The organism is Kitasatospora sp. NPDC091335, from assembly GCF_044757205.1.
Classification (GTDB): domain Bacteria; phylum Actinomycetota; class Actinomycetes; order Streptomycetales; family Streptomycetaceae; genus Kitasatospora.
This window is the reverse complement of the sequence record NZ_JBIVUM010000013.1, coordinates 153,910-176,455: the sequence shown is the minus strand read 5'-3', so window position 1 is coordinate 176,455 and position 22,546 is coordinate 153,910. Positions and strand designations below refer to the sequence as shown.

General features: G+C 73.9%; 17 protein-coding genes and 3 pseudogenes. 7 read left to right on the top strand and 13 right to left on the bottom strand.

Annotation, left to right across the window (positions count from 1 at the left end):
* The first annotated feature begins 175 nt into the window (after positions 1-175).
* From ACIQOW_RS25990 to ACIQOW_RS25980, 3 genes and pseudogenes are all read left to right on the top strand, one after another.
* Complete coding sequence (locus ACIQOW_RS25990) at positions 176-424, top strand: hypothetical protein (RefSeq protein WP_401088772.1); 249 nt, start codon at positions 176-178, stop codon at positions 422-424.
* Between the two features lie 2 nt (positions 425-426).
* The gene (locus ACIQOW_RS25985) at positions 427-1,470 is read left to right on the top strand and encodes a serine hydrolase domain-containing protein (protein ID WP_401088771.1); all 1,044 of its coding nucleotides are present in this window, start codon (positions 427-429) and stop codon (positions 1,468-1,470) included.
* A 236-nt stretch (positions 1,471-1,706) separates the two neighbouring features.
* Positions 1,707-2,018 (top strand): annotated as a pseudogene (locus ACIQOW_RS25980) (hypothetical protein); the annotation flags it as partial.
* Positions 2,019-2,422: 404 nt separating this feature from the next.
* Here ACIQOW_RS25980 and ACIQOW_RS25975 read toward each other — a convergent pair.
* The 12 genes and pseudogenes from ACIQOW_RS25975 to pdxH all read right to left on the bottom strand — a co-directional run bounded on the left by ACIQOW_RS25975 (position 2,423) and on the right by pdxH (position 16,736).
* Positions 2,423-2,833, bottom strand: coding sequence for an NUDIX hydrolase (locus tag ACIQOW_RS25975; protein WP_401088769.1), 411 nt, complete (start codon positions 2,831-2,833; stop codon positions 2,423-2,425).
* A pseudogene (locus tag ACIQOW_RS25970) lies at positions 2,830-2,940 on the bottom strand (NUDIX hydrolase); the annotation flags it as partial. The gene ACIQOW_RS25975 and the pseudogene ACIQOW_RS25970, both read right to left, overlap by 4 nt.
* Positions 2,941-3,174: 234 nt before the next feature.
* Positions 3,175-3,368: pseudogene (locus ACIQOW_RS25965) on the bottom strand (NUDIX domain-containing protein); the annotation flags it as partial.
* A 241-nt stretch (positions 3,369-3,609) separates the two neighbouring features.
* Positions 3,610-4,416, bottom strand: coding sequence for an aminoglycoside N(3)-acetyltransferase (locus ACIQOW_RS25960; RefSeq protein ID WP_401088767.1), 807 nt, complete (start codon positions 4,414-4,416; stop codon positions 3,610-3,612).
* A 112-nt stretch (positions 4,417-4,528) separates the two neighbouring features.
* A complete protein-coding gene (locus tag ACIQOW_RS25955) occupies positions 4,529-6,934 on the bottom strand; it encodes an FxsB family cyclophane-forming radical SAM/SPASM peptide maturase (protein ID WP_401088765.1) in 2,406 nt (801 codons plus the stop codon).
* A 73-nt stretch (positions 6,935-7,007) separates the two neighbouring features.
* A complete protein-coding gene (locus ACIQOW_RS25950; RefSeq protein ID WP_188300997.1) occupies positions 7,008-7,193 on the bottom strand; it encodes a hypothetical protein in 186 nt (61 codons plus the stop codon).
* A gap of 437 nt (positions 7,194-7,630) precedes the next feature.
* The gene (locus ACIQOW_RS25945; protein ID WP_401088763.1) at positions 7,631-8,689 is read right to left on the bottom strand and encodes an aKG-HExxH-type peptide beta-hydroxylase; all 1,059 of its coding nucleotides are present in this window, start codon (positions 8,687-8,689) and stop codon (positions 7,631-7,633) included.
* Between the two features lie 186 nt (positions 8,690-8,875).
* On the bottom strand, positions 8,876-10,069 hold the full coding sequence (locus tag ACIQOW_RS25940; RefSeq protein WP_401088761.1) for an FxsB family cyclophane-forming radical SAM/SPASM peptide maturase: 1,194 nt from the start codon (positions 10,067-10,069) through the stop codon (positions 8,876-8,878).
* A gap of 37 nt (positions 10,070-10,106) precedes the next feature.
* Positions 10,107-14,120 carry an FxSxx-COOH system tetratricopeptide repeat protein gene (gene fxsT / locus ACIQOW_RS25935; RefSeq protein ID WP_401088759.1) on the bottom strand — a complete coding sequence of 1,338 codons (4,014 nt, stop codon included), beginning with the start codon at positions 14,118-14,120 and terminating at the stop codon, positions 10,107-10,109.
* The gene (locus ACIQOW_RS25930) at positions 14,110-15,540 is read right to left on the bottom strand and encodes a TIR-like protein FxsC (protein ID WP_401088757.1); all 1,431 of its coding nucleotides are present in this window, start codon (positions 15,538-15,540) and stop codon (positions 14,110-14,112) included. Before ACIQOW_RS25930 ends, fxsT begins: the two co-directional genes overlap by 11 nt.
* 228 nt (positions 15,541-15,768) lie before the next feature.
* The gene (fxsA, locus tag ACIQOW_RS25925) at positions 15,769-15,960 is read right to left on the bottom strand and encodes an FxSxx-COOH cyclophane-containing RiPP peptide (RefSeq protein ID WP_049656076.1); all 192 of its coding nucleotides are present in this window, start codon (positions 15,958-15,960) and stop codon (positions 15,769-15,771) included.
* Positions 15,961-16,103: 143 nt separating this feature from the next.
* A complete protein-coding gene (pdxH, locus tag ACIQOW_RS25920; protein ID WP_401088900.1) occupies positions 16,104-16,736 on the bottom strand; it encodes a pyridoxamine 5'-phosphate oxidase in 633 nt (210 codons plus the stop codon).
* A 440-nt stretch (positions 16,737-17,176) separates the two neighbouring features.
* Between pdxH and ACIQOW_RS25915 the strand changes: the two genes are divergently transcribed.
* From ACIQOW_RS25915 to ACIQOW_RS25905, 3 genes are all read left to right on the top strand, one after another.
* Positions 17,177-18,277: a citrate synthase 2 gene (locus ACIQOW_RS25915; RefSeq protein WP_401088754.1), complete on the top strand. Its 1,101-nt coding sequence runs from the start codon at positions 17,177-17,179 to the stop codon at positions 18,275-18,277.
* 174 nt (positions 18,278-18,451) lie between these two features.
* On the top strand, positions 18,452-19,570 hold the full coding sequence (serC, locus tag ACIQOW_RS25910; protein ID WP_401088752.1) for a phosphoserine transaminase: 1,119 nt from the start codon (positions 18,452-18,454) through the stop codon (positions 19,568-19,570).
* 394 nt (positions 19,571-19,964) lie between these two features.
* Positions 19,965-21,245, top strand: coding sequence for a hypothetical protein (locus ACIQOW_RS25905; RefSeq protein WP_401088750.1), 1,281 nt, complete (start codon positions 19,965-19,967; stop codon positions 21,243-21,245).
* 73 nt (positions 21,246-21,318) lie between these two features.
* On the opposite strand, the gene thpR is transcribed toward ACIQOW_RS25905, so the two are convergent.
* Positions 21,319-21,906, bottom strand: coding sequence for an RNA 2',3'-cyclic phosphodiesterase (thpR, locus tag ACIQOW_RS25900; RefSeq protein ID WP_401088748.1), 588 nt, complete (start codon positions 21,904-21,906; stop codon positions 21,319-21,321).
* 65 nt (positions 21,907-21,971) lie between these two features.
* On the opposite strand from thpR, the gene ACIQOW_RS25895 reads away from it, so the two are divergent.
* Positions 21,972-22,508, top strand: coding sequence for a GNAT family N-acetyltransferase (locus ACIQOW_RS25895; RefSeq protein WP_401088746.1), 537 nt, complete (start codon positions 21,972-21,974; stop codon positions 22,506-22,508).
* Positions 22,509-22,546 lie beyond the last annotated feature (38 nt).

The following is a 22,546-nucleotide window of genomic DNA, read 5'->3' as shown; positions in this document are numbered from 1 at the left end:
GCCCGGGCGCCCGCTCCCCGACAATTTCCCGCACCGACGCCGCCCCACAGCCCCGCCTCAAGGGCGGCTGCGCGCGTCGGGAGCTGCCCGATGCCGTGATCGGCATCGGGAGGCGTGGTGGATCCGGATTCGAGGCCAAAGGTGCCTCCCGCATCGAAGAACGGATCTACGTCCAATGGGACACTCGTTCGGCGCGACCGTCAACGCGAGCGGGCCGGTGATCACCGTTCGGGGACGATCCGCGCTGAAGGCCACGGAGGTGGTCGGCGAGGACATCCGGGCGGCGACCGCGCTCGTGATCGCCGCCCTGGCCGCCGAGGGCACCTCTACGATCCGAGGGATGTACCACCTGCGGCGCGGATACGGCGGCCTGCTGCCGAAGTTGGCCGCACTCGGTGCCGACCTGACGATCGACCAGGAGTAGCCGTGACCAACACCGTGCCGTGGACCTCGAACGCGCTCGCCGACCTGCGCGATTGCCTGGACCTGATGACCGTCGACGGCACGGTCCCCGGTGGTGTCATCGCCCACGGCACCTTCGACACCGAGCCCGGCTACCTGGCCTCCGGCGTCGTCGCCCCCGAGTGCGGCGACGCCCGGCCGGGGCCGGACACGGTGTACGACGTGGCGTCGCTGACCAAGGTCCTGGCCACCTGGCCGCTGGTCGGCACCTCGCTCATCGGTGACTTCACCCTGGACACCCCGGTCCGCGAGCTGCTGTCCGGCATCGCGGCCGACGCGCCCGGCGGCCGGGTCACGGTGCGCCAGATCCTGGCCCACACCTCCGGCCTGCGCGCCGACACCCGCCTCGACCGGTACCGGCACCGTCCCGAACCGCTCGCCCAACTGATCTGCGCAGAGCCGCTGATCGCCGAGCCCGGCGCCGGCCACCAGTACGTCAACCGAGGCTTCATCCTCCTCGGCCTGGCCCTCGCCCACTACCGCTGCCGACGCCTGGACGAACTCGCGGCCGAGCTCTGGCAGCACCTCGGCATGACCGACACGACATACGGGCCGGTGCCCCGCTCCGCCCGTGTCGCCCCGACCGAGCAGCGACTGCAAGGCGGCCCCCGGCTGTGGGGCCTGCCGCACGACGACAACGCCGCCCTGCTCGGCGGAGTCGCCGGCCACGCCGGGGTGTTCACCACCCCCGCCGACCTCGCCACCTTCGCCACCCACCTGCTGACCTCCCACGCCACCGGCGGGGCCCTGGGCCGATGGCTGACCGCCGGCATGCAGCCGCAGGCCGAGATCGAGCCGGGCCTCGACCGTGGCCTGGCCTGGATCCTCGCCGACGAAGGCAGGGTCGCCTACCACCACGGCTTCACCGGCACCAGCCTCTACCTCGCCCCGGCCACCGGTCGCTACCTGGCCATCTGCACCAACGCCGTCTACCACCACCAGGACAACCGCACCCGTCTGGCCCCGCTGCGGGCCCTGGCGCTAAAGGCCATCACAGCCGAACCCTAGGAGGCCCCGTGCCCCACTCCACGCTCGCGCCGCTCACCACCCCGGCCGCTGGACCATCCTCACCGCGACGTTCCACCTCACCCGCTCACCGGCTGCCCCGATCGCCTACCAGCCCCTCGCCGACGAACTCGGCGTCCGGCTGGGCGCCCGCCCACCCGTGGCCGAGGTGACCGCCGCCGTCCTCACCAACCGCTGCCGCCGGGGGCTCCTTCTCGACCCGCACGGACCCGACGCCCGCAGCCGGATCGGTCTTCCTCAACCCACCCGTCACCGCAGCCCAGGCCGCCGGATGCCCGGTCCACGCCGACAACGACGGACAGCCACGAGCGGGCGCCGGCTGGCTCCTGGAGCACATCGGCTACCGCCCCGGCTACAAGATCGCCGCCGGCATCCACTGCTCGAATCGCCGCACCCTCACCCTCACCGCCCACGACGGCGCCACCGCAACAGGTTTCGCCCAAGCCCTCACCGATCTCTCGGCCCACGTCGAGATCGTGACCGGCATCAGGCTCCGACCCGAGCCGGTGCTGGTCGGCACCTGGCCATAGGCCGGGCGGTCCGGCCCGATCCCCCGGTCGGGCCGGACCACCGAGCCCCGGCCCGGGTGTCCGGGCCGCCTGCGGAGGCGCCCGGACCCGAACCGCGCCGCTGTGGCCAGCCGCTGCGCGACGAGTTCCGAGAGTCCCACTCGGAACAGGGCAGGGACCACCGCGGGAACCTCGTCCTCGGGCAGTACAGCAGCCTCACGCCTTCGACGCTGCGGGTCGGTCCGGGCCCTGCGCCCCGGGTGTCCTGGGGCGCAGGCCGTCACTTCCTCCGTACACCAGGCGGGCGGTCTTCGTACGTGGGAAGCGGGCCATCGGGACGCCGAGCATCAGCACTCGGCCGTCCAGCCCGTCGGAGCCCGCCCCGTCCCCTGTGCCCCGGCCGACCTCCGGGGCACAGGGGACGACTACTTGAGAGCAGAGTCCAGGTACCTCTGCACCGGCTCGAAGAGCCCGTACGGCACGTATTCGGGGATCTCGGCGAGAGCTACCCACGCGAGCTGGTCCAGCTCCTCCGTGTCGACCACCTCGGCGGTACCGCTGACGACCTCGCAGGCCGTGTAGAACATCAGCCGACCGGTCTTCGGATGAACCCGCTCGCCCAGGAGCTTGACGGCGGCCACTTCCAGTCCGGTCTCCTCCGCGGTCTCGCGGACGGCCGCCTCCTCCGACGACTCACCGGCCTCGATCTCACCAGCCGGGAACTGCCAGGAGAGTTGGCCCTCGCTGACCCTTCGCCGGACCATCAGGACGCGGCCTTCATCGACCACGATCGCGGCGGCAATGCCCGGGCGTTCGTCCGCACTCTGCTGTGTCACGTCTGCTCCTCCAGGGCGGCCAGGACGGGTGGGGAGATCGTATCGGCGTCGATGAATCGGGTCACCGAGTTCCGAGGAACCCACATCACGTCGACGTTCTCGACGGCGTACGCCGTGGATGGCACGGAAGACCTCATCATCCAGGGATATGTCGTGAACGACGTCGCTGCGCTGACGGCCATCCAGCTCCCCGACGGGGAGAGCGCGGTCGCGTTCCGGCTTCGCTGATTCGGAGGATTGTTCCGTGACCATCTCGGGTGAGGACTTCGAGAACCTCTTCTCGACGTTCCGGCGGGAGGCCTTCCGGCTGGAGGCACTAGACGACTACAACGGACCGTCGAAGCAGCGGTCTCACCGATGTCCTGGGCTCCACCGGGCAGGGCCACTGGCCGGTGTCGCGGCGGCGCTGCAACAGGATGGCACCGGAGTCGTCGACGACGAGCAGGTTGCTGGCGGGGATGAGGGTGTTGGCCTTGGGAGCGTCAGGGTCGTTGTAGTACTCAGTCCTACCCGTGTGCGGCGGCTTCCTCCTGATCGAGCGTCCAGGGTCGCGCTTGGGCCCAGACCACTTCGAAGCTCTGAACGTAGTTGCCGAAACGGGAGGATCCCGTCATGGGAAGTCGGGTCGGCCGACTTCCCACGCACGCGAGGGGCCCGACCCTGCCCGTTGCCGCTCCGGCGGAGCCGGAGCGGCAACGGTCGGGCGGGGTGGGGCGGCGGGGCGGGGGGTGGGAGACGGCGGGAGGCGGAAGTACCGGTGGAAACCGGGGCGGGGTTCAGGGGCGGAGGCGCCGCAGGATGTGTTCGGCGAGGTCGACGGCCTCCCGGATCGGGACGAGGCGGCAGTCGGCGGTGCCGATCCGGCCGGTGGTGATGCCGCGGGCGGTGCGCAGGACCTCGGCGCCGAGCGGGCCGAAGTGGAGGTCGTCCAGGTCGGGGGCCCGGAAGGTGGTCCAGCCTTCGGGGCCGACGCAGCGGTACTCGCGCACCGGGACGTCGGGCATCCGCAGGTCGGCCAGGTGGAAGGCGGTCAAGCGGCTCATCGGGACGCCGAGCATCAGCACCCGGGCGTCCAGGTCGTAGAGCCGCCCCAGCGGCGACTCGGGGCCCAGGTGGGAGGTCAGCGGGTGCTGCTCGGTGACCTCCCGGGCGCGCCGGCCCACCGCTGCCCAGGAGGTCTGCGGGTGCCGGCTCCGCAGCGCCGCGGGGTGCGTGCGGACCGTTTCCGACAGCACCCCCACGGAGGGCGACGCCGGGGTGGTGGCCGGATCGAAGCGGGGCATCCCGGCCTGGTAGTCGGCCACCTCCGCCGGGGAGAGGCCGGCGGTGGCGGACTGGTGGACGCGGGAGGTGGCGGAGTTCTCGGGCGTGGCGGTGTAGGCGACCAGGGTGCCGTCGGGGCCCAGCACTTCGAGCAGGGCCCCGACCACGGCGGCCGCCCCGCCCGGCACCGGCCCGAGGGCGCGCAGGGACGCCTGGACGTGCAGCACCGTGCCCGGACGGACCCCGAGGCCGGCGAACGCGGGGACGAGCGGGTGGACAGCGGGGGCGACAGGTGCGACGGGGGTGGCGACGGGAATCACGGGGGCGGCGACGGCGACGCCGCCGGCGCGGGTTTCGGTGAGGATGGCGATCCTCCGGGGGGATCGGGAGCCCCGGGCGAGGGAGGACCCGGGGCGGCGCGAGTGGGGAAGGTCAGACCCCGGCCCGGTCCCGCCGTGCCCGGTCGGCCGCCTGCTCGGCGGCGGCGGGCAGCGGCAGGGCGAGCCAGGGTGTCACGGTGGCACGCATGCCGTCGGCGAAGCGCAGGCCGGTCCCGGTCAGGGCCCCGGTCGACGCCAGCCGCTCCACCGCCTCGGCGGTGTACCGCCGCCAGAGCGCGAACTGTGCCCGCGCCCGGTCGGCGGCCTCTCCCGGCAGTCCGTCGTACGCGAGGGTGCGGGTGCCCCAGTACTCGGTGACGGCCAGGTGGGCGTACGTGCCCTGGAACAGCCCTTCGAGCGGCCGGGGGTCGGGCCGCCAGGGCGCGAAGTACAGCTCGGTGTCGGCGCGGTCGTACAGGTCCGTCAGGTCCAGTACGGCGCCGAGCTTGACATGCTGGAACTCGTGGGCGAGCAGCAGTGCGAGGGTCGGCGCGGTGGCGGGCCTGGCGATGCCGACCGCGCCGTACGCCTGCCGGGCAGCCGAGCTGACGTCCCGGCCGACCGGTCCGGGACGCAACGGGGTGACCGTCGTCAGGCCGGCCCTGATGCCCTCCGCGTACCCGGGCAGGTCCCGCCCGAGCAGCTCCCAGGCCTCGCGCAACGCGCCCGTCCAGTCGAGCAGTTCGCTCTCGGAGAGGCGGTCGGCGACCGGGTGGTCGTGGCAGTCGCGCAGCGGATCGCCGTCCTCCAGGGCGACCGTCCAGCCGTCGGCCGGCCGGACCCGCCGCAGCGGTTCGTCGACACCGGTGCGCACCGAGCCGTCGGACGCCCGGACCTCGAAGCCGTCCGACCGTCCGGTGACCACGGCCTCGCCGTCGGGCACGGCGATCGTCCCGAGCGTCGGCAGGTGCAGCCGGCCGCCCCGGACGGGCACCGCCACCGCGTCGCCCCGGCCGGCCCGCACCGCGGCCGCCGCGGCGAGCGCGGCCAGCGGACCGAGCCCGACGGCGAGGTCCCCGGCGAGCCGGCGGGCCGCCCAGGCGCGGGCGTACGGGTGGGCGAGCACGGCGTCCACGGCGGCGGGGGCCGCCGTGTCGAGCTCCGCCAGCAGGGCCCACGCCTCGGCCCGCCCCTGTCCTGAGGCGTCCCAGGCGGCGGCCAGCATCGCCCGGGTGAGGGCGAGTTGGGAGCGGCCGAGCGCGGCGACGGTGTCCGCGCCCCCGTATCCGCGCGCGAGTTCGTCGATGTGCGACGGGCCGAGCGCGCCGGGCAGCAGCGGCCCGGCGCCCGGCACCGGGGCGGCGGCCCCCTGCGCCGGCACGGCGGCCGCCGGGTCCGCCGACCTCCCGCTCCCCGCAAGGCCGTTGATGAACGTCATGAGATCACCGCAGTAGACGGAGGGATGGTCGAAGCTGCCTCCTCCATCGTCGCTCCGATAGCGGTGGGCGTACAGACCGCCACCGCAGGAGCGGACCACGGAGCAGGCGCGGCAGGCCTCGCTCAGCCCGGCCAGGCCGGACTGCCGGGCGGCGATGCCGGGGTGGCGGGCGAGGTCGTCGAGGCTGTGCGCGAAGACGTTCATCCCCGTGACGGGCGCGCCGTCGTACGCGGTCTTCAGGCTGTCGGCCTGCTCGAAGGTCCCGTCCGTCTCCAGGACCGCAAGGTCGGAGGGCTCCAGCCCGAGCGACTCGGTGAGGCTGGAGAACCCCCGCAGGGTCCGGTGCACGGACTCGAAGGTCCGTACGGCGAACGGCCGCCCGTCCGCTTCCCACAGCCTGTGGACGGTCAGCAGCCAGTCGGCGTACGGGGTGGCACCCAGCGCGGCGGGGCGCCTGGGCGGCTCGTCCCAGGTGGCGTGCGGGAGCAGGAAGTCCACGGCGGGCGGGCGGAGTTCGGCCAGCGCCCGGTACACGGCCGCCGGGTCGTTCCCGACGTCCATCGTGCACAGCAGCCCGGCGAACAGGTGCCGGTACTCGGGCTCGTTCAGCAGCGCGACGGCCCGCAGCACCTGCGGATGGCTGCTGCGCCCGTCGGCGAACCGCCGGTGGCGGTCGTTGGCGGCCCTGTCGCCGTCCAGCGAGATGCCGACCTTGACGTCCTGCTCCGCGAACAGCGCGCAGAAGTCACGGCTCAGCAGCACACCGTTGGTGTGGATGCGCAGGTCGAGCGCGCAGCCGGGCGGGAGCGCCGCCCGGAGCGTCCGGGCGGCGCGCCGCAGGCGGTCCGGGCCGGCGAGCAGGGGTTCTCCCCCGTGCAGGACGACCCGGACGGCGGGCAGCCGGTGGGCGGCCGCGTGCTCGCCGATGCGTTCGGCGGCCTTGGCCAGGATCCCGTCCGCGATGACCTTCGGGCGGGTGCGCCAGCTGCTGTCCGCGTGCTCGTAGACGTAGCAGTGGTCGCAGGCAAGATCGCACCTGCTGTGCATCTTGACCACGAACTGCGTCAAAGGCAGCGGCATCGACGTCGTCATGGGGCTGTTCGGTTCGGCTCGTTCTGCTCGGTCCGGGTTCCGCTCGGAGGTCCGGGCGGGGTCAGATCGAGGAGTTGAAGGCGGCGACCGGTACGAGGCCGGAATCCGCGCTGGGCAGCGCGCGCTGGAGCCGGGAGGCGAGCTCCTCCGCGCCGAGCGCGGCGAGATCGGCGAGGGAGAGGTGTTCCGGCGTCTCCTGAGGGTCAGTGAGCTTGCCGGCCGGCCTGGTGCTGGTTACCGGAGTCATATTCGTTTCCTTAGGCGCGGTTAGGACCTGCCGAGGGTGGGTAAACCCACCCGGTTGCGACCAATGTAGTGCCCGCGAAGACTCCGCGCGGCACCTTGCGGACTCACGTTGGGCTCCCCGGGCGGCCGACGTCGCACGACAGCGCGTTGACCCCCCAGAAATCACCCGTTCAGCGGTCGCGCACTTCGCCGTGGCGCGCGCCGAAGCGTGTCGCCGGGACGGGCGGCAGGGCGGACAGCGGGACGAACCGCGGGACGGACACCGGAACGGGCCCGGAGACGAGAACCAGAGCCGGCCACTGAGCACACCCCGGGCGTGCCCCGCGAAGCACCCGGACAAGCGCGCCATCCGGCCAAGCATCCGGCGCCCCGGATTCATTCCCCCGGCGACCCCGGCACCCCCGGCACCCCCGAAGCACCCGGCGCACCCGACACCCCTCAAGCACCCGGCGCGCACACGGCACGCACCAGCTCCTCGGTGAACTCCACTCCGCCCGGAGTCAGTTCGCCACAGTCCAGGAGCGTCCGTGCCGCGGCCAGGGTGTGCTCCCGCCAGCGCACCGACTCCGCCCGCGCACGGGCGCCGTCGCCCGCCCCCGCGGCCGCCTCCGTCCGCCAGAAGTCCGCCACGCCCAGGTGCGCGTACGTCCCCTGGAGCAGCGCCCCGGCCGGGCGCGGATCGGGGCGCCAGGGGGCGTGGTAGACCGCCGCGCCGTTGGGGCGGTGCAGCGGCACCAGGTCCAGCAGGGCGCCGAGCTGGACGTGCAGGAACTCGTGCACCAGGGCCAGCGCCAGCAGCACCGGATCGCCCGGCAGCGAGGCCGCCACCGCGCCGTACGCCCGCCGGGCCGCGGCGCTGACCGCCTCCCCGCCGGGCGCGGGCCGCAGCGGCACGACGGTGGTCACACAGGCCGAGAGGGCAAGCGCGTGACGCCGGTGGCGGCGCACCAGGATGTTCCAGGCCTCGGCCAACCGCTCATCCCAGGCGGCGAGTTCGGGGGCCGTCAGCGGACCGGACGGCGGGCGCCCGTAGTCCACCCGGCGCGGCCCGGCGTGGTCCACCGACGGCGCCCAGCGCAGCCCGTCGCACTCCAGCGCGAGGGCCGGTCCAGGACCACCGCGCAGGAACTCGCCCAGTCCGTCCAGCGGAACGGCCGCCGCCGCCGCCGCGCCGCGCAGACAGTCGGCCGCCCAGGCGTCCAACTCGGGCCGCAGCAGCACCTCTTCCCACCGCGCCGGGTCGTCCCGTTGCAGCGCCCGCACCCGGGCGTACGCCTCCCGGTAGCCGCCGTGCTCCGGCGCCGCCCGGCGCAGTGCCAGCAGCAGCAGCGCCCGCTTGCTCAACTGCCCTGCACGCAGCAGCCGGACGGCCCCGGGGCCGCCGCGCGCGCCCGCGATCGCCAGGAACGTCTCCCGGTCCACGCCGTGCCGGGGAAACCCGTCCGCCCCGCGCGCTCCGGGCACCCCGGCCGCCACCACCTCGCCCGTTCCCGTCACCGGTCCTCCTCCTCGTCCGTCCGGCCGCCGGCCCGTCCGGCCGCCATCCCGTTCGGCCGGCCGGTCCATCGCCCGACCCGCCCGGTCCGCCCAACCCGCCCGGTCAACCTGCGGTCTTCCCGCACCGGGACGGATCAGCCGGACGGCGGCCGGGCATGACCCGGACGGGTGAGCCGACGGAGGCCGTCAACTCCCCGCACCCGCCCGCCCGGCTCCCGCCAGCCCCGTCACCCCCGACCGCAGGCGCCCCGCGATGTGCCGGATCAGCCGGTCCAGGTCCGCGCAGTACACCGACGGGTGCCCGAAGCCGTCCCCCGCGTACCGGTGCGCGTACAGTCCGCCGCCGCAGACCCGGGCCAGCGGGCAGCCGGCGCAGACCGGGCCGAGGCCGGCCAGGCCTCGCTGGCGGGCCCGGAAGGCCGGGTGCGCCGCCGCCTCCCCGAAGCCGTGCCGCCACACGTCCAGGCCCGTCCCCGGGGCGCCGTCGTAGGCCACCTTGAGGCTGTCCGCCTGCTCGATCGTCCCGTCCGCCTCGACCACCACCAGGTCGACGGGCGCCAGCCCGACCGCCTCGCTGGCCGCCCGGCCGCCGAGCAGCAGCACCGCCAGTTCCTCGAACAGCCGCACCCCGGTCTCCCGGCGCGGTGCGCCGTACCAGCGGTCGAAGGCGGCGATCAGCCACTCCCCGTACGGGGCGGGCGCCGAGCCCGACGGCGGCGCGTGCGGCACCGTCCGCGGCATGAGGCCCGGCATGAGGCCCGGCGGCGGCTCCCGCCAGGTGGCGTGCGGCAGCAGCAGGTCGATCCTGGGCGGTGCGAACTCCAGCAGCGCCTCGTAGGTGGCCACCGGGTCCGCGGCGAGGTCGACGACGCAGAGCAGGCCGGCGAACAGCTCCCGGTGCCGGTCCGAGCCGAGCAGCCGCACCGCCTCGGCGGTGCGCGCCCAGCTGCCCCCGCCGGAGGGCAGCAGGCGGTGCCGGTCGTGGTCGGCCCTGGTGCCGTCCAGCGAGACCCCGACCGCGACCCGGTGGCGGTGCAGCACGTCGAGCAGCTCAGGCTCGTCCGCCAGCCGCAGCCCGTTGGTCTGCACGGTGAACCGCACCCGGGGCCCGACCGCCGCCAACTCGCCCAGCAGCGCGTCCAGATGGGCCGCGCCGACGAGCAGCGGCTCACCGCCGTGCAGCACCACGGAGACCTCGTCCAGACCGTGCTCGGCCGCGTGCTCGTCGATCCGCCGGGCGGTGCGGCGGACGGTCGCGAGCTCCATCCGCCGCGGCCGCCCGCGCCAGCTCTGGTCCGCGCCCTGGTACACGTAGCAGTAGTCGCAGGCCAGGTTGCACCGACTGTGGATCTTCAGCAGGAACTGCCGGAACGCCACCATGGCGCGAGCCTAGGCCACCCGGCCGACTGACGGTCCGTCACACGTGCGGCGGCTCCACGTCCGAGTCCAGCCGTGTCCCGGCCCGCACCGCGACGGTCGTCGGGTGCTCCTCCCCCAGGGTGACCCGGGACCGCCGGATGCACTCCGCCCGCAGCTCGGCGGCCCGCTCGGTGTACCCGAGCGCGGCCAGCGACAGCGAGAGGTTGGAGTTGAGGCCGATGGAGTCGTAGTGGTCCTGGCCGAGGGCGGCGGTCATCAGCGGCTCGGCCTCCAGCTCCAGTTCGAGCGCGGCCCGGAGCTCCCCGGCCAGCGCCAGGTCGTTCGCGTGGTTCATCATCGCGATCGGGATGTAGAGGTGGTGCGCGCCGAGGACGGTGCGGAACTGCGCCAGCGTACGGCCGGACAGCTCGCGCGCCTCCGTCGCGCGCCCCGCCAGCCGCAGGTACACCGAGAGGTTGTTGGCGCCGGCCAGCGTCACCGGGTGGTCCTCGCCCAGGTAGTCGCGGTACCTCCCGAGCGCCCGCTCGGCGAGCGGGATGGCCCGCGTGGTGTCGCCGAGCGCGTTGAGGTCGCTGGCCAGGTTGGTGGCGGCGGCCAGGGTGTCGGGGTGCTCGGCGCCGTTGATGTCCAGGTAGCGCTGGTAGATGTCCTCGTCGATCTCCAGGGCCTCGTGGTACCGGCCGGCCCGGCGCAGCGCCACGGCCAGGTTCTTGCGGGCGCGCAGGGTGTCGGTGTGGCCGTCGCCGATGGTCTGCTGGTAGATCCGGACGGTCTCCTCCAGCAGGTCCAGGGCCTCCCGCAGCCGTCCGGTCTCGCGCAGGTCGCGGGCGTAGTTGGAGGCCGAGGACAGCGCGTACAGGCTGTGCGCGCCGAGCGCGTCGCGCTGCTGGAGGTAGTTGCTGCGGTGCCGTTCCAGGGCGGCCCTGCGGTCGCCGGCCAGGTAGTCGGAGACGGCGAGGTTGTTGGTGATCATCAGGGTGCGCGGGTGGTCGGGGCCCAGGGTGCGCCGGGCGGCGTCCAGGGTGCGGCGGTCGAGCGCCCTGGCCTCGTCGTAGCGGCCGAGGAAGCGCAGGTCGGCGCCGAGGCTGTTGGCGACGGCGAGGGTGTGGGAGTGCTCGGGGCCCAGGGTCGCGGTGAAGCGGTCCAGGATGTCCCGGTCCATCTCGTACGCCTCCTGGAGGGCGCCCTGGGAGCGGCGGATGTTGCTCAGCTGGGTGCGCAGCATGAGCGTCTGGGCGTCGTTGTCGACGTCGAAGCCGGGCCCGCCGTAGCCGTCCTGGCGCCAGTGCTCCAGGGTCCGTCCGGCCAGGTCCCGGCCGGACTCGTGCAGGCTGCGCTTCCACTGGTAGCGGACCGAGTCGATGATCCACTGCCGGACGTCCTCGTCGGCGCTGTCGAGCGCCCCGGACGGCCAGAGGTGGGGCAGGAGTTCGGCGTACTCGGCCCAGTTGGCGGGCACGTCCGGGTCGCCGGGGTTGGCGGTGGCGAGCGCGGCGTGGACGACGCCGCGCAGTTCGGCCCGCCGCTCCTCCTCGACCTGGTCCCGCAGCACGGCCTGGACCAGCCGGTGCACGGTGATGGTCTCGCTGCCCTGGTCGGTGCGGGCGAGCCCGAACCGGTTGATGGCGCGCAGGAACTCGCCGATCGCGAGCTTGTCGCGGGGCGCGCGCGGGGGCAGCCGCAGGGCGCGGGTGACGGCCCGGCTGTAGAGCAGCCGCATCGGGATGGCGTCCGGGCCGAAGAACGCGCAGATCTCCAGGATCTGGGCGGCCGGGGCGTTCATCCGGCGCAGTTCCTCGACCGAGATGCGCCAGGTCGCGGCGGCCGAGTGCGGGTAGTCGGCGGCGCGCAGCCGGGTGCGCTCCAGCATCTCGGTGAGCTCTTCGTCGAGCAGTTCGAGGTAGGTGGCGATCGGCATCGACGTCTCCTGGAGCCAGACGGCGGCCTGCCCTACGGCGAGCGGCAGGTCGCCCAGGCGGTGCGCGACCTGGTCGGCGTCCTCCGGGTTGAGGCCGCTGTTGAAGCGGCGCAGCAGCCGGACGCTCTCCTCGCGGAGGAAGACGTCGACCTCCACCAGGCCGGCGTGCCTGGCCCAGCCCTGGTTGCGGGAGGTGATCAGCACGTGTCCGCCGGAGGAGCCGGCCGGCTGCCAGGGGGCGAGTTCCTCGGGGGTGCCGGCGTTGTCGAAGACGAGCAGCCATCGGCGGTACGGCTGGCCGCGGCGCAGCGCGTCCAGCACCGCGGCGGCGGTGTGGGCGACGTCGTCGCTGGTGGGCACGCCGAGCCGGGGCGCGAGTTCGGCGATCTTCTGCGGGATGTTGGCGGGTTCCTCGGCGGGCACCCACCAGACCACGTCGTACGCGGCCTTGAAGCGGTGCGCGTACTCGGCGGCTATCTGGGACTTGCCGGCGCCGCCGAAGCCGTAGAGCACCTGGCTGAGCACGGCGGCGGGCCCGCCGGTGAAGCGGTTGCGGAGCAGTTCCAGCAGTTTGCCGCGGCCGATGAAGGCGGCGTTGCGCGAGGGCGCCTCCTGCACCTGCGGGGCGGTGCCGGGGAAGCGGGCGGGAGCCGCGAACTCCCCGCTGTCGGTGTCGGGTTGGCGGCTGCTGCCGGGCGGGGGGCCGAGTTCGGCGTAGAGCTGGGACTCGGCGCCGACCGCGGAGGAGCGGACCAGCTCGGTCACGGGCTGTCCGGCGAACGGGCGGGGCACCGGGTCGTCCGGGTCCTGGAGCCGGAAGGCGACCAGCGCCGGGGAGCCCGAGACCAGTTCGCGCCCCTGGAGGAGCTGCCAGACCTCGGCGGCGCGGGGCAGCGCGGTGTACTCGGGGGAGAGCAGCGCGAGCAGCCGGCCCTGGCCGTCGACCGGCCCCGTGACCTCCGGCGGCCTGGCCCCGGTGTACGGCTCGGCGGCGCTGTGCAGGGAGGTCTGGTAGCCGAAGCGGGTGAGCGTCCCGGCGGCCCACTCGGCCCACATCCGGTCCTCGGGCGCGTAGCTGACGAACACCTGGCGCGGCACCGCGCGGGCTGAGCGCAGGTAGGCGCCCTGGAGCCGGCGGCGGGTCTCGGCAGTGAGCGGGCGCAGGGTGGTGACCCGGCCGTCGGTGACCCAACCCGCAAGCCGCTCGAAGGCGTTGAGCAGGCTGCGGGCCTCCTGCGGCCGGTCGGCGACGGTGGCCGGCACCTCCTCGTAGGCGTAGAAGGGCTTGTACGGCACCTCGACGTCGGCCCAGTAGCCGGCCCTGCGGTCGGCGGCCAGCCAGCGGCCGAGGTAGGGGGCGAACGCCTCGCGGGCGTAGTCGCGGCCGGCCTCCAGCCGCTCCTGCTCGGCGTCCTCGACCCGCATCGGCACCGGCAGGACCCGGATCGCCCGTTCCTCGGTCTCGGCGATGGCGCGGGCGGCGTCGACGCCGCCGCGGATGTTCTGGGCGCTGAAGGTGAAGCAGTCCACGACGCTGTCGGGCATCAGGACGGTGCAGATGCCGGAGGTGTCGCTGACGCCGGTGCGGCTGTCGATGAGCACGTAGTCGTAGCCGCGGGCCCAGCGTTCGCGCAGCTCGCGCAGGAACTCGCCGCCGCGGATGTCCCTGCCGTGGTAGAAGCTGCGCCAGTTGAAGCTGGTGACGGCGGCGGCGTAGGCGGCGTTCTGGCGGCCGGCCGGCAGGAAGTCGAGCCGGCCGCCGGGCGGCAGGTCGAGGGCGAGGCCGCAGACGTAGCCGTCCAGGCGCCCCGGCTCGTCCAGCCAGGCGGCCGGGGACTGCCCGACCGGCCCGGCGGTGGAGGGCAGTGCCTGCTTGACGTAGGAGCGCAGCAGGTCGATCAGGCCGTCGGTGGAGTGCAGTTCCGGGTCGACCAGCAGCGGGTGGTAGTAGCGGTGGAGGCCGGGCGCCTCCAGGTCCCAGTCGACGACCAGGACGCGCAGGCCGCGGCTGGCGAGGATCCAGCCGACGTTGGCGAGCGCCATGGTGCGGCCGGTGCCGCCCTTGAAGGAGTAGAACGTGACGACCGATCCCGGTCCGCCGCGCTCCGGCTCCGCACCTGGCTCAGTGGTCATCGTCCTGGTCTCCCCTCTGCGGGACAGCGTCGTCCTGGCCCCGGCGCGGGCCGGGCAGTTCCTTCGGAGCGGGATCCGGGTGGTGCTGCGCGGGCGGCCGGCCCCGGCGCCGGCCCGGCGGACCCGGCTGACGGGGCGGACCGGCCGGGATGGTCAGCCCGGGCATGTCCGGGCCGTCGCCGAACCCGAAGGTGTCGCCCCCGGAACCGAAGCCGAAGGCGTCCCCGCCATCGTCTCCCCAATCGAGGTTGTCGTCCATGAGCTTGTTCTGGGCGACCGTCACCATGATGGTGAGGTCGCTGTCGAAGCTCTCCTGGTTCACGCGCACCCGGAACAAGTGCTCCAGGTCGCGCCGGCGCAACCAGTTGCGGCGGAGCACGCCGCGTACGCCGGTCCACGGCGCTTCGCGCTCCCCGTCCGGGTCGTTGCCGCCGATCGGGACCACCACGCCGGTGACCGGGTGGTTCTGGTCGTCGTACTCGCTCAGCGCGGCCCGGTAGCGGTCTCCGGCCGCCACCCACGGGTCGATCAGGAGCACGCTGACCTGGCTGTCCTCGCGGGCCTGGTCGAGCTTCTCGCCGAGTCCGGGGCCGATCTCCTCCAGCGTGGTGGTGTGCCCGGCCGCGGTGATCACCTGCTGGGCGCGCGCCGCCAGGGACGGCCGGTTGGGCGGGTAGTAGGGCGCCCAGTGCCAGGGCTTGGCCCCGTACCAGCCGCCCGCGTACGAGCCGCCCTCGGCGGCGGCCTCGGAGGCGCGCCCGGCCGCGATGAACAGCCGCACCATCCCGGGGCTGGGGGCGGGCTCCGGCGCCGCCGGGGGCGGGAAGTAGCCGCGGACCGCGCCCAGGTCGAACTCGGGCAGCTCGCCGAGCCGCCGCGCGGCCGCGTCCCTGACCCGCTCCGCGACCACGCGGACGACCTGCTCGTACGCCTCGCCCTGCGCGGTGCGCAGCAGCGCCCGCAGGCCGTGCCGGGTGTAGGCGTCGCCCATGTCCGGCTGGGCCCACTGCACCTTGGTCACCTCGGCGGCCAGTTCACCCGGCCCGACGGGCTCCCAGAGCACCGGGATCAGTGCCGGGACGAGCTCCCCGGTGTCCTCGTGGTGGCGCCGCACCCGGCCCCGGAAGGCGGTCCACTCCTTGCCGCAGTACAGGCTGGCGAAGTAGGCCGGCGAGTAGAGCGCGATCATGGTCCGGCTGCGGCCCAGCATCGTCGCCAGCCGTTCGGCCCAGTCGTCGCCGAGGCGCAGCTGCTCGGTGTCGCGGAAGGCGAGTTCCTCGGCCCGGACGGCCACCCCGACCAGCCGGCCGAGTTCGTCCCGCAGGTCGTTGAAGAACTGGTTGACGAACGCGTCCTCGGCCTCGAAGTCCCGGCGCGCGTAGCTGAAGAAGAAGTACGGCCGTTGCTGTTCCTGCTCCACCACTCGTTCCCCCCGTGCCCGACGGTCCGCGACGGCGCTGGTTTCATACCCCAGCATGTCGCGAACTCCCCTTGCCCCGCTGGCGAGTTGGGGGATTCGATACCTCGGGTGGTTTAGCCGGTGGTCAGGCGCACCCGGACAGCCGGGGGCACTCCGGCGCCCGGAGGCGCGCGGACGGGATCGCGGGGCGCGCCGACGGCCGCCACCGCTCGGACGCGCCGCGGAGTGCTACCGGTCGAGCGCCGACTGGAACGCCGCGAGCGGCTCCGCGCCCGGGGTCAGGGCGTCCGCGACCACCCGGCGCAGCAGGTCGCCGAGGACGGTGTCGGGCAGGGCGTCGAGTTCGTCGAGCGGCAGGGCGGCGACGTCGACCAGGTCAGAGCCGAGTCCAGCGGCGGTTTCCGCACCGGTGACGCCCATCAGTCCCTCACTCGATCGTGTCGGCACAGCGGGCTGCCGGCCGGATGTGCATCGGCCCAGGTCCGCGACGGGCATCCTACACCCGCGAGATGACGGTCCATCAGTTCCGCGGCGGCGGCGCGCGGAACCGTGGGCCGAACGGATCACGGGCAGAGCCGCTCCACCCGCCACCCCGTCGGGGCGGACGGGTCGGCGACGTAGCGGAGCCGGTCGTGCAGCCGGTTCTCCCGCCCCTGCCAGAACTCGACGCTCTCCGGGACCACCCGGTACCCGCCCCAGAACGGCGGGACGGGCACGCCCTCGCCCTCCGGGTAGCGGCGCTCCAGCTCGGCGTAGCGCTGTTCGAGGACCGCCCGGCCGCCGACCGGGCTGGACTGCTCGCTGGCCCAGGCGCCCAGCTGGGAGCCGTGCGGGCGGGTGCGGAAGTAGGCGGCGGTCTCGTCCCGGCCGACCTTCTCCACCCGGCCCTGGACGATCACCTGGCGGGCCAGCGCGATCCACGGGAACAGGAGCCCCGCGTACGGGTTGACGGCGAGCTCGGAGCCCTTGCGGGAGCCGTAGTTGGTGAAGAACACGAAGCCGCGCGGGTCGTAGCCCTTGAGCAGGACGGTGCGCGAGCTGGGCCGCCCCCCGGCGTCGGCGGTGGAGAGCACCATCGCGTTGGGCTCCACCACCCCGGCGTCGTCCGCCTCGTGGAACCAGCGGGTGAACTGGCCGATCGGCTCGGGCGCGAGCTGCTCCTCGACCAGGCCCTCGTGGCTGTAGTGCTTGCGCATCACGGTGAGGTCCGGGCCGGGGCGGGCCTCGTCGGCCAGGGTCCGGTTGGCGGGGCTCGGGGGCGTCGACTGGGCGCGATCCGGGGTCTGCACGCCAACATCATCCCGTACGACAAGCAACCGGCACCGCTACCTCCGGACAAACCCCGGTGGGAGATCAGGTGACCCGCCACCGCTTGACTGCCCGCCCTGCGGGGAATTGTCCGGTACCAGGCGTTTGGTTCCAGGGATTCCGGGGTCTCCGGGGACTCCGCCGGGCACGGTCGGGCCCCCTGACGGGAGATCCGAGCGGGCCCGCGGGAAACATCACCACGGTGGTGTATGGCGCAATGCACCCCGTGCCTGTCACCCTGGCACCGAGTGCCAAACACCATTCGGTCACTGGTGCGCCGCCCCACCACGGCGGGGCGCCGATCGCAGAACACTGAAGGAGCCGTCGCATGTCCGATTTCGTACCCGGGCTTGAGGGAGTCGTCGCGTTCGAGAGTGAGATCGCCGAACCCGACCGTGAAGGCGGCGCCCTGCGGTACCGCGGTGTCGACATCGACGACCTGGTGGGCAGCGTCTCCTTCGGCCACGTCTGGGGCCTGCTGGTGGACGGCAAGTTCAACCCCGGCCTGCCGGCCGCCGAGCCGTTCCCGATCCCGGTGCACTCCGGCGACATCCGGGTCGACGTGCAGTCGGCGCTCGCCATGCTCGCCCCGGTCTGGGGCCTCAAGCCGCTGCTGGACATCGACGCCGACCAGGCCCGCGACGACCTCGCCAGGGCCGCCGTGATGGCACTGTCCTACGTCGCCCAGTCGGCCCGCGGCCAGGGCCTGCCGATGGTCCCGCAGAGCGAGATCGACAAGGCCGGGACGGTCGTCGAGCGGTTCATGATCCGCTGGCGCGGCGAGCCGGACCCGAAGCACGTCAAGGCCGTCGACGCCTACTGGACCTCGGCCGCCGAGCACGGCATGAACGCCTCCACCTTCACCGCCCGGGTCATCGCCTCCACCGGCGCCGACGTCGCGGCCGCGCTCTCCGGCGCGGTCGGCGCGATGTCCGGCCCGCTGCACGGCGGCGCGCCGTCCCGGGTGCTCGGCATGATCGAGGAGATCGAGCGCACCGGCGACGCGACCGCCTGGGTCAAGAACGCCCTGGACAAGGGCGAGCGCCTGATGGGCTTCGGCCACCGCGTCTACCGCGCCGAGGACCCGCGCGCCCGGGTGCTGCGCCGCACCGCCAAGGAGCTCGGCGCGCCGCGCTTCGAGGTCGCCGAGGCGCTGGAGAAGGCCGCGCTGGAGGAGCTGCACAACCGCCGCCCCGACCGCGTGCTGGCCACCAACGTCGAGTTCTGGGCCGCCATCATGCTGGACTTCGCCGAGGTCCCCGCGCACATGTTCACGTCGATGTTCACCTGCGCGCGCACCGCGGGCTGGTCGGCGCACATTCTGGAGCAGAAGCGCACGGGCCGGCTCGTGCGCCCCTCCGCGCGCTACATCGGCCCCGGTCCGCGCCGCCCCGAGGAGATCGAGGGCTGGGACGCCATCGCCCGCTGACGACGCGCCGGCGGATACCGGACGAGCGTCCGGTCAGTGCCCCTGAGCAGCGGGTCCGGCTCCGGCCGGGCCCGCTGCCGGGCGCCCGGGGGCGGCCTCCCTGCGGCCGCGATCACAGTCTCAGCGGGCGGACGACCGTACCCCCGCCGGGCCCCCGGCCGGTAGGCTGCCCGGGTGGCTCAGATCCAGATCCCCGCTGACATCAAGCCCGCAGACGGCCGTTTCGGCTGCGGACCTTCCAAGGTGCGCCCCGAGGCCCTGAGTGCCCTCGCCGCCACCCAGACCTCCCTGCTCGGCACCTCGCACCGCCAGGCCCCGGTGAAGAACCTGGTCAAGCGCGTGCGCGAGGGCGTGAGCAGCCTGTTCTCGCTGCCCGATGGCTACCAGGTGGTCCTCGGCAACGGCGGCTCCACCGCCTTCTGGGACATCGCCGCCTTCGGCCTGGTGCGGGAGAAGTCCCAGCACCTGGACTTCGGCGAGTTCTCCTCGAAGTTCGCCTCCTCGGTCAAGGCCGCGCCGTGGCTCGGCGAGCCGAGCGTGATCAAGACCGCCCCCGGCACCCACCCGCTGCCGGTCGCCGAGGCCGGCGTGGACGTCTACGGGCTCACCCACAACGAGACCTCGACCGGCGTCGCGATGCCGATCAGGCGCCCGGTGGGCGCGGACGAGGGCTCGCTGGTCCTGGTGGACGCCACCTCGGGCGCCGGCGGCCTGCCGGTGGACATCACCGAGACGGACGTCTACTACTTCGCCCCGCAGAAGTCCTTCGCCTCCGAGGGCGGCCTGTGGCTGGCCACCTTCTCCCCGGCCGCCCTGGAGCGCGCCGCCGAGATCGCCGGCTCCGGCCGCTACATCCCGCCGTTCTTCTCGCTTCCGACGGCCATCGACAACTCGTCGAAGGACCAGACGTACAACACCCCGTCGCTGTCCACCCTCTTCCTGCTGGCCGACCAGCTGGAGTGGCTGAACGGCAACGGCGGGCTGGACTGGGCCGTCGCCCGCACCGCCGACTCCTCGTCCCGGCTGTACTCCTGGGCCGAGAAGTCCTCCTTCGCCACCCCGTTCGTGGCGAACCCGGCCGAGCGCTCCCAGGTGGTCGGCACCATCGACTTCGACGAGTCGGTGGACGCCGCCGCGGTGGCCAAGGCACTGCGTGCCAACGGCATCGTGGACACCGAGCCGTACCGCAAGCTGGGCCGCAACCAGCTGCGCGTCGCGATGTTCCCGGCGATCGACCCGGCGGACGTCGAGGCGCTCACCCACTGCATCGACTACGTGGTCGAGCAGCTCTGACCACCGTCCCGAGGACACCGGACCCGGCCCCCTGAGGGCCCGGGGACCGGTTCTCCGCAGGACACGGCCGAGGGCCACCGCCGACCGGCGGTGGCCCTCTCGCCGTTCCGGGCCTACCGGCCGACCAGTGAGCTGATCAGCACGACGACCAGCAGCAGCACCAGGGTGCCGGAGACGATGCGCATACGAGTCTTGGGATCCACGGTCAACGAGCGTACCTCCGGCCCACCCAGGACCGAAGCGGAGCCCCCCTCCGACCCCGCCGCGACCGGCTGCTCCGGGCCCGAACTACCGTGTGCCGCACGGGAGTCAACCCCGTGGCCGCGGCCCGGGGCCCCCCACTACGATGTGCACAGCACGATCATATGATCGTCACAATCAGGGGGGAATTCTGATGCGCACGTCCCGCGCCGCGGCCCTCGCCGCGCTCGTCCTCACCGCCGGCACCGTGCTGCCGACCGCGCCGGCCGCCTTCGCCACCCCGAGCACCCCGGCCGCCGACCAGGTCGGCCCGGCCAGCGTCTGGTACTCGGCCTCGAACTGGCGCATCCTCGACACCCGGGTCGGCAACGGCGCGCCCAGCGGCAAGGTCGGCCCGGACGGTGTCGTCAGGCTCGACATCGCCAAGCTGCTCCAGGTCCCGGCCGACCGGCTGCCGAGCTCGGTGGTCATGAACGTCACCGCCGTCGACTCGACCGAGGACAGCTACATCACCGCCTACCCGGGCGGCGCCGCCCGCCCGGTGGTGTCCAACCTGAACGTCGACACCGAGCACAAGGTCACCAGCAACCGGGTGACCGTGCGGGTCGGCCCGGACGGCATCGTCAACCTGTACAACCACATCGGCCGGGTGCACCTGGTCGCCGACCTCCAGGGCTGGTACGTCCCCCGGAGCGCGGCCCCCGTGACGACTCCCGGCTTCACCTTCGAGCTCGGCGAGCCGCGGCGTCTCCTGGACACCCGCACGGACCTCGGCGGCCACCCCGGCAAGCTGCTCGGCGGCGCCGGGAACGTCTTCGACCTGGACATCTCCTCGGTCGGTTCGATCAGCGGCCTCCAGGTCGTCCAGGCGACCGTCACCGAGCCGACCGAGGACGCCCACCTGACCATGTACCCGGCGGGGCAGCAGCCCTGGTCGATCTCGGACGTCAACTTCTCGGCGGGCCAGACGGCCACCAACCTGTCGTACGCGTACACCGGACGGGAAGGGAAGCTCGCGCTCTACACCAACTCCGGCGCGGCCCACGTGGTGGTCGACTACCTCGGCAAGTTCGAGGGCAACGTGTCGGGCACCCCGGCCGGCCAGCACGGCCTGTTCGTCCCCGCCACCCCGACCCGGGTGCTCGACACCCGCGAGGGCCTGGGCGCCCCGCAGCACCAGGCCGGCCCGGGCTCCACCACCCGGGTGAAGGTCACCGGGCTGGGCGGCGTGCCGGACAACGTCGCGGCCGTCGTGCTCAACCTGACCGGCACCAACGCCGACCAGGCCGGCCACGTCACCGCGCACAAGGCCGGCACCCCGGTGCCCGCCACCTCCAACCTGAACTACACCGCCGGGCAGGACATCGCCTCCATGACGATCGTCCCGGTCAGCGCCGACGGCTTCATCGAGCTGTACAACCCGCACGGCAGCCTGGACCTGGTGGCCGACGTCCAGGGCTACTACACCAGCTGATCCACCGGGCCCGGGGAGCGGTCCGCCGTTCCCCGGGCTCCCCGGTCCCGGACTCCCGGGCCCGGGGCCGTCCTCAGCTCCAGTCCGCCAGCGCCCAGGAGCGCAGCGACTCGTAGTGCGCGAAGCCGCCGCCCAGGTCGCTGCGCACCAGGTGCAGCTCGGCGGCCTCCCACTCCGGCCCCCGGTAGTCGGCCAGCGCCGCCACCAGGACGTCCAGCTCGGCCGCGGCGACCCGCTGCACGGCCCGCCGTCGGCCTCGGTGGGAACCGGCCCTGGCGAGGGTGAGGTGCGGGTGGAAGGCGAAGCCGTCGGTGGCACCGGTCACGTCCGCGGTGGCCTCGGTGACGGCCTCGGCCAGCCGGCGCAGCGCCCGGCCCTGGCCCTCCACCCCGGCCCAGAGCACCCGGTCGCCGAACCGCCCGGCGCCCGCGATCCGCAGCCGGTGCACCGGGTGGACCCCGGCCACGGCGGCCAGGCCCTCCCCCAGTTCCGGCAGCCGCTCGGCCGGCACCTCGCCCAGGAAGGCCAGGGTCAGGTGCCAGCCCTCGACCCCGGTCCAGCGCAACCGGTCCGCCCCGGGCAGCCCGCGCACCGGCGCGACCGCGTCGGAGAGCCCCCGCAACGCCTCGGCCGGCGGGAGCACCGCCACGAACAACCTCATGCGCCCATCCTCCCGCGCGGGCGGACGCCTTCCCGCGCACCCCCGGTCCGGGATAGAACGGGTCCATGATCGATTCCAGCGGCGTGAAGATCCGCACCGGAGGCCCCGAGGACATCCCCGACGTCCTCGCCCTGCTCGACGGCGCCGTGGCCTGGCTGGCCGGGCAGGAGCGCACCGGCCAGTGGGGCGACCAGCCCTTCAGCACCGACCCGGCCAGGGTGGAGCACATCGGCAGGTACGGCGCCGAGCCGTTCCTGATCCGCCTCGCGGTGGACGGCCGGGGCCGTACGGTCGGCTCCTGCGTGCTGTCCGAGGAGCGCGGCACGTTCGTCCCCGCCGTGGACGAGCGCGAGCTGTTCGTCCGCAACCTGGTCACCGACCGCGGCCTCAAGGGCTCGGGCATCGGCGCCGCGCTGATCGCCGACGCGGTCGAGGAGGCCCGCCGGCGCGGCATCGGCCTGCTCCGGGTGGACTGCTACGCCGGCGCCGACCGCAGGCTGGTCGCCCAGTACCGGGCGCTCGGCTTCACCGAGACCGAGGGCTTCGAGGTCGAACGCCCGGACGGCGTCTGGCCCGGCCAGGTCCTCGCCATCCGGCTCTGACCCCACGGGTTTCCCCGAAGATCCCGTCGACCTCCAGG

Excerpts from the sequence above, each read along its gene's own strand:
- thpR (WP_401088748.1), bottom strand. The coding sequence starts at position 21,906 with ATGAGGTTGTTCGTGGCGGTGCTCCCGCCGGCCGAGGCGTTGCGGGGG.
- fxsT (WP_401088759.1), bottom strand. The coding sequence starts at position 14,120 with ATGACCACTGAGCCAGGTGCGGAGCCGGAGCGCGGCGGACCGGGATCG.
- ACIQOW_RS25905 (WP_401088750.1), top strand. The coding sequence starts at position 19,965 with ATGCGCACGTCCCGCGCCGCGGCCCTCGCCGCGCTCGTCCTCACCGCC.
- ACIQOW_RS25895 (WP_401088746.1), top strand. The coding sequence starts at position 21,972 with ATGATCGATTCCAGCGGCGTGAAGATCCGCACCGGAGGCCCCGAGGAC.
- ACIQOW_RS25955 (WP_401088765.1), bottom strand. The coding sequence starts at position 6,934 with ATGCCGCTGCCTTTGACGCAGTTCGTGGTCAAGATGCACAGCAGGTGC.
- pdxH (WP_401088900.1), bottom strand. The coding sequence starts at position 16,736 with ATGCGCAAGCACTACAGCCACGAGGGCCTGGTCGAGGAGCAGCTCGCG.
- fxsA (WP_049656076.1), bottom strand. The coding sequence starts at position 15,960 with ATGGGCGTCACCGGTGCGGAAACCGCCGCTGGACTCGGCTCTGACCTG.
- ACIQOW_RS25950 (WP_188300997.1), bottom strand. The coding sequence starts at position 7,193 with ATGACTCCGGTAACCAGCACCAGGCCGGCCGGCAAGCTCACTGACCCT.
- ACIQOW_RS25940 (WP_401088761.1), bottom strand. The coding sequence starts at position 10,069 with ATGGTGGCGTTCCGGCAGTTCCTGCTGAAGATCCACAGTCGGTGCAAC.
- ACIQOW_RS25915 (WP_401088754.1), top strand. The coding sequence starts at position 17,177 with ATGTCCGATTTCGTACCCGGGCTTGAGGGAGTCGTCGCGTTCGAGAGT.
- ACIQOW_RS25990 (WP_401088772.1), top strand. The coding sequence starts at position 176 with ATGGGACACTCGTTCGGCGCGACCGTCAACGCGAGCGGGCCGGTGATC.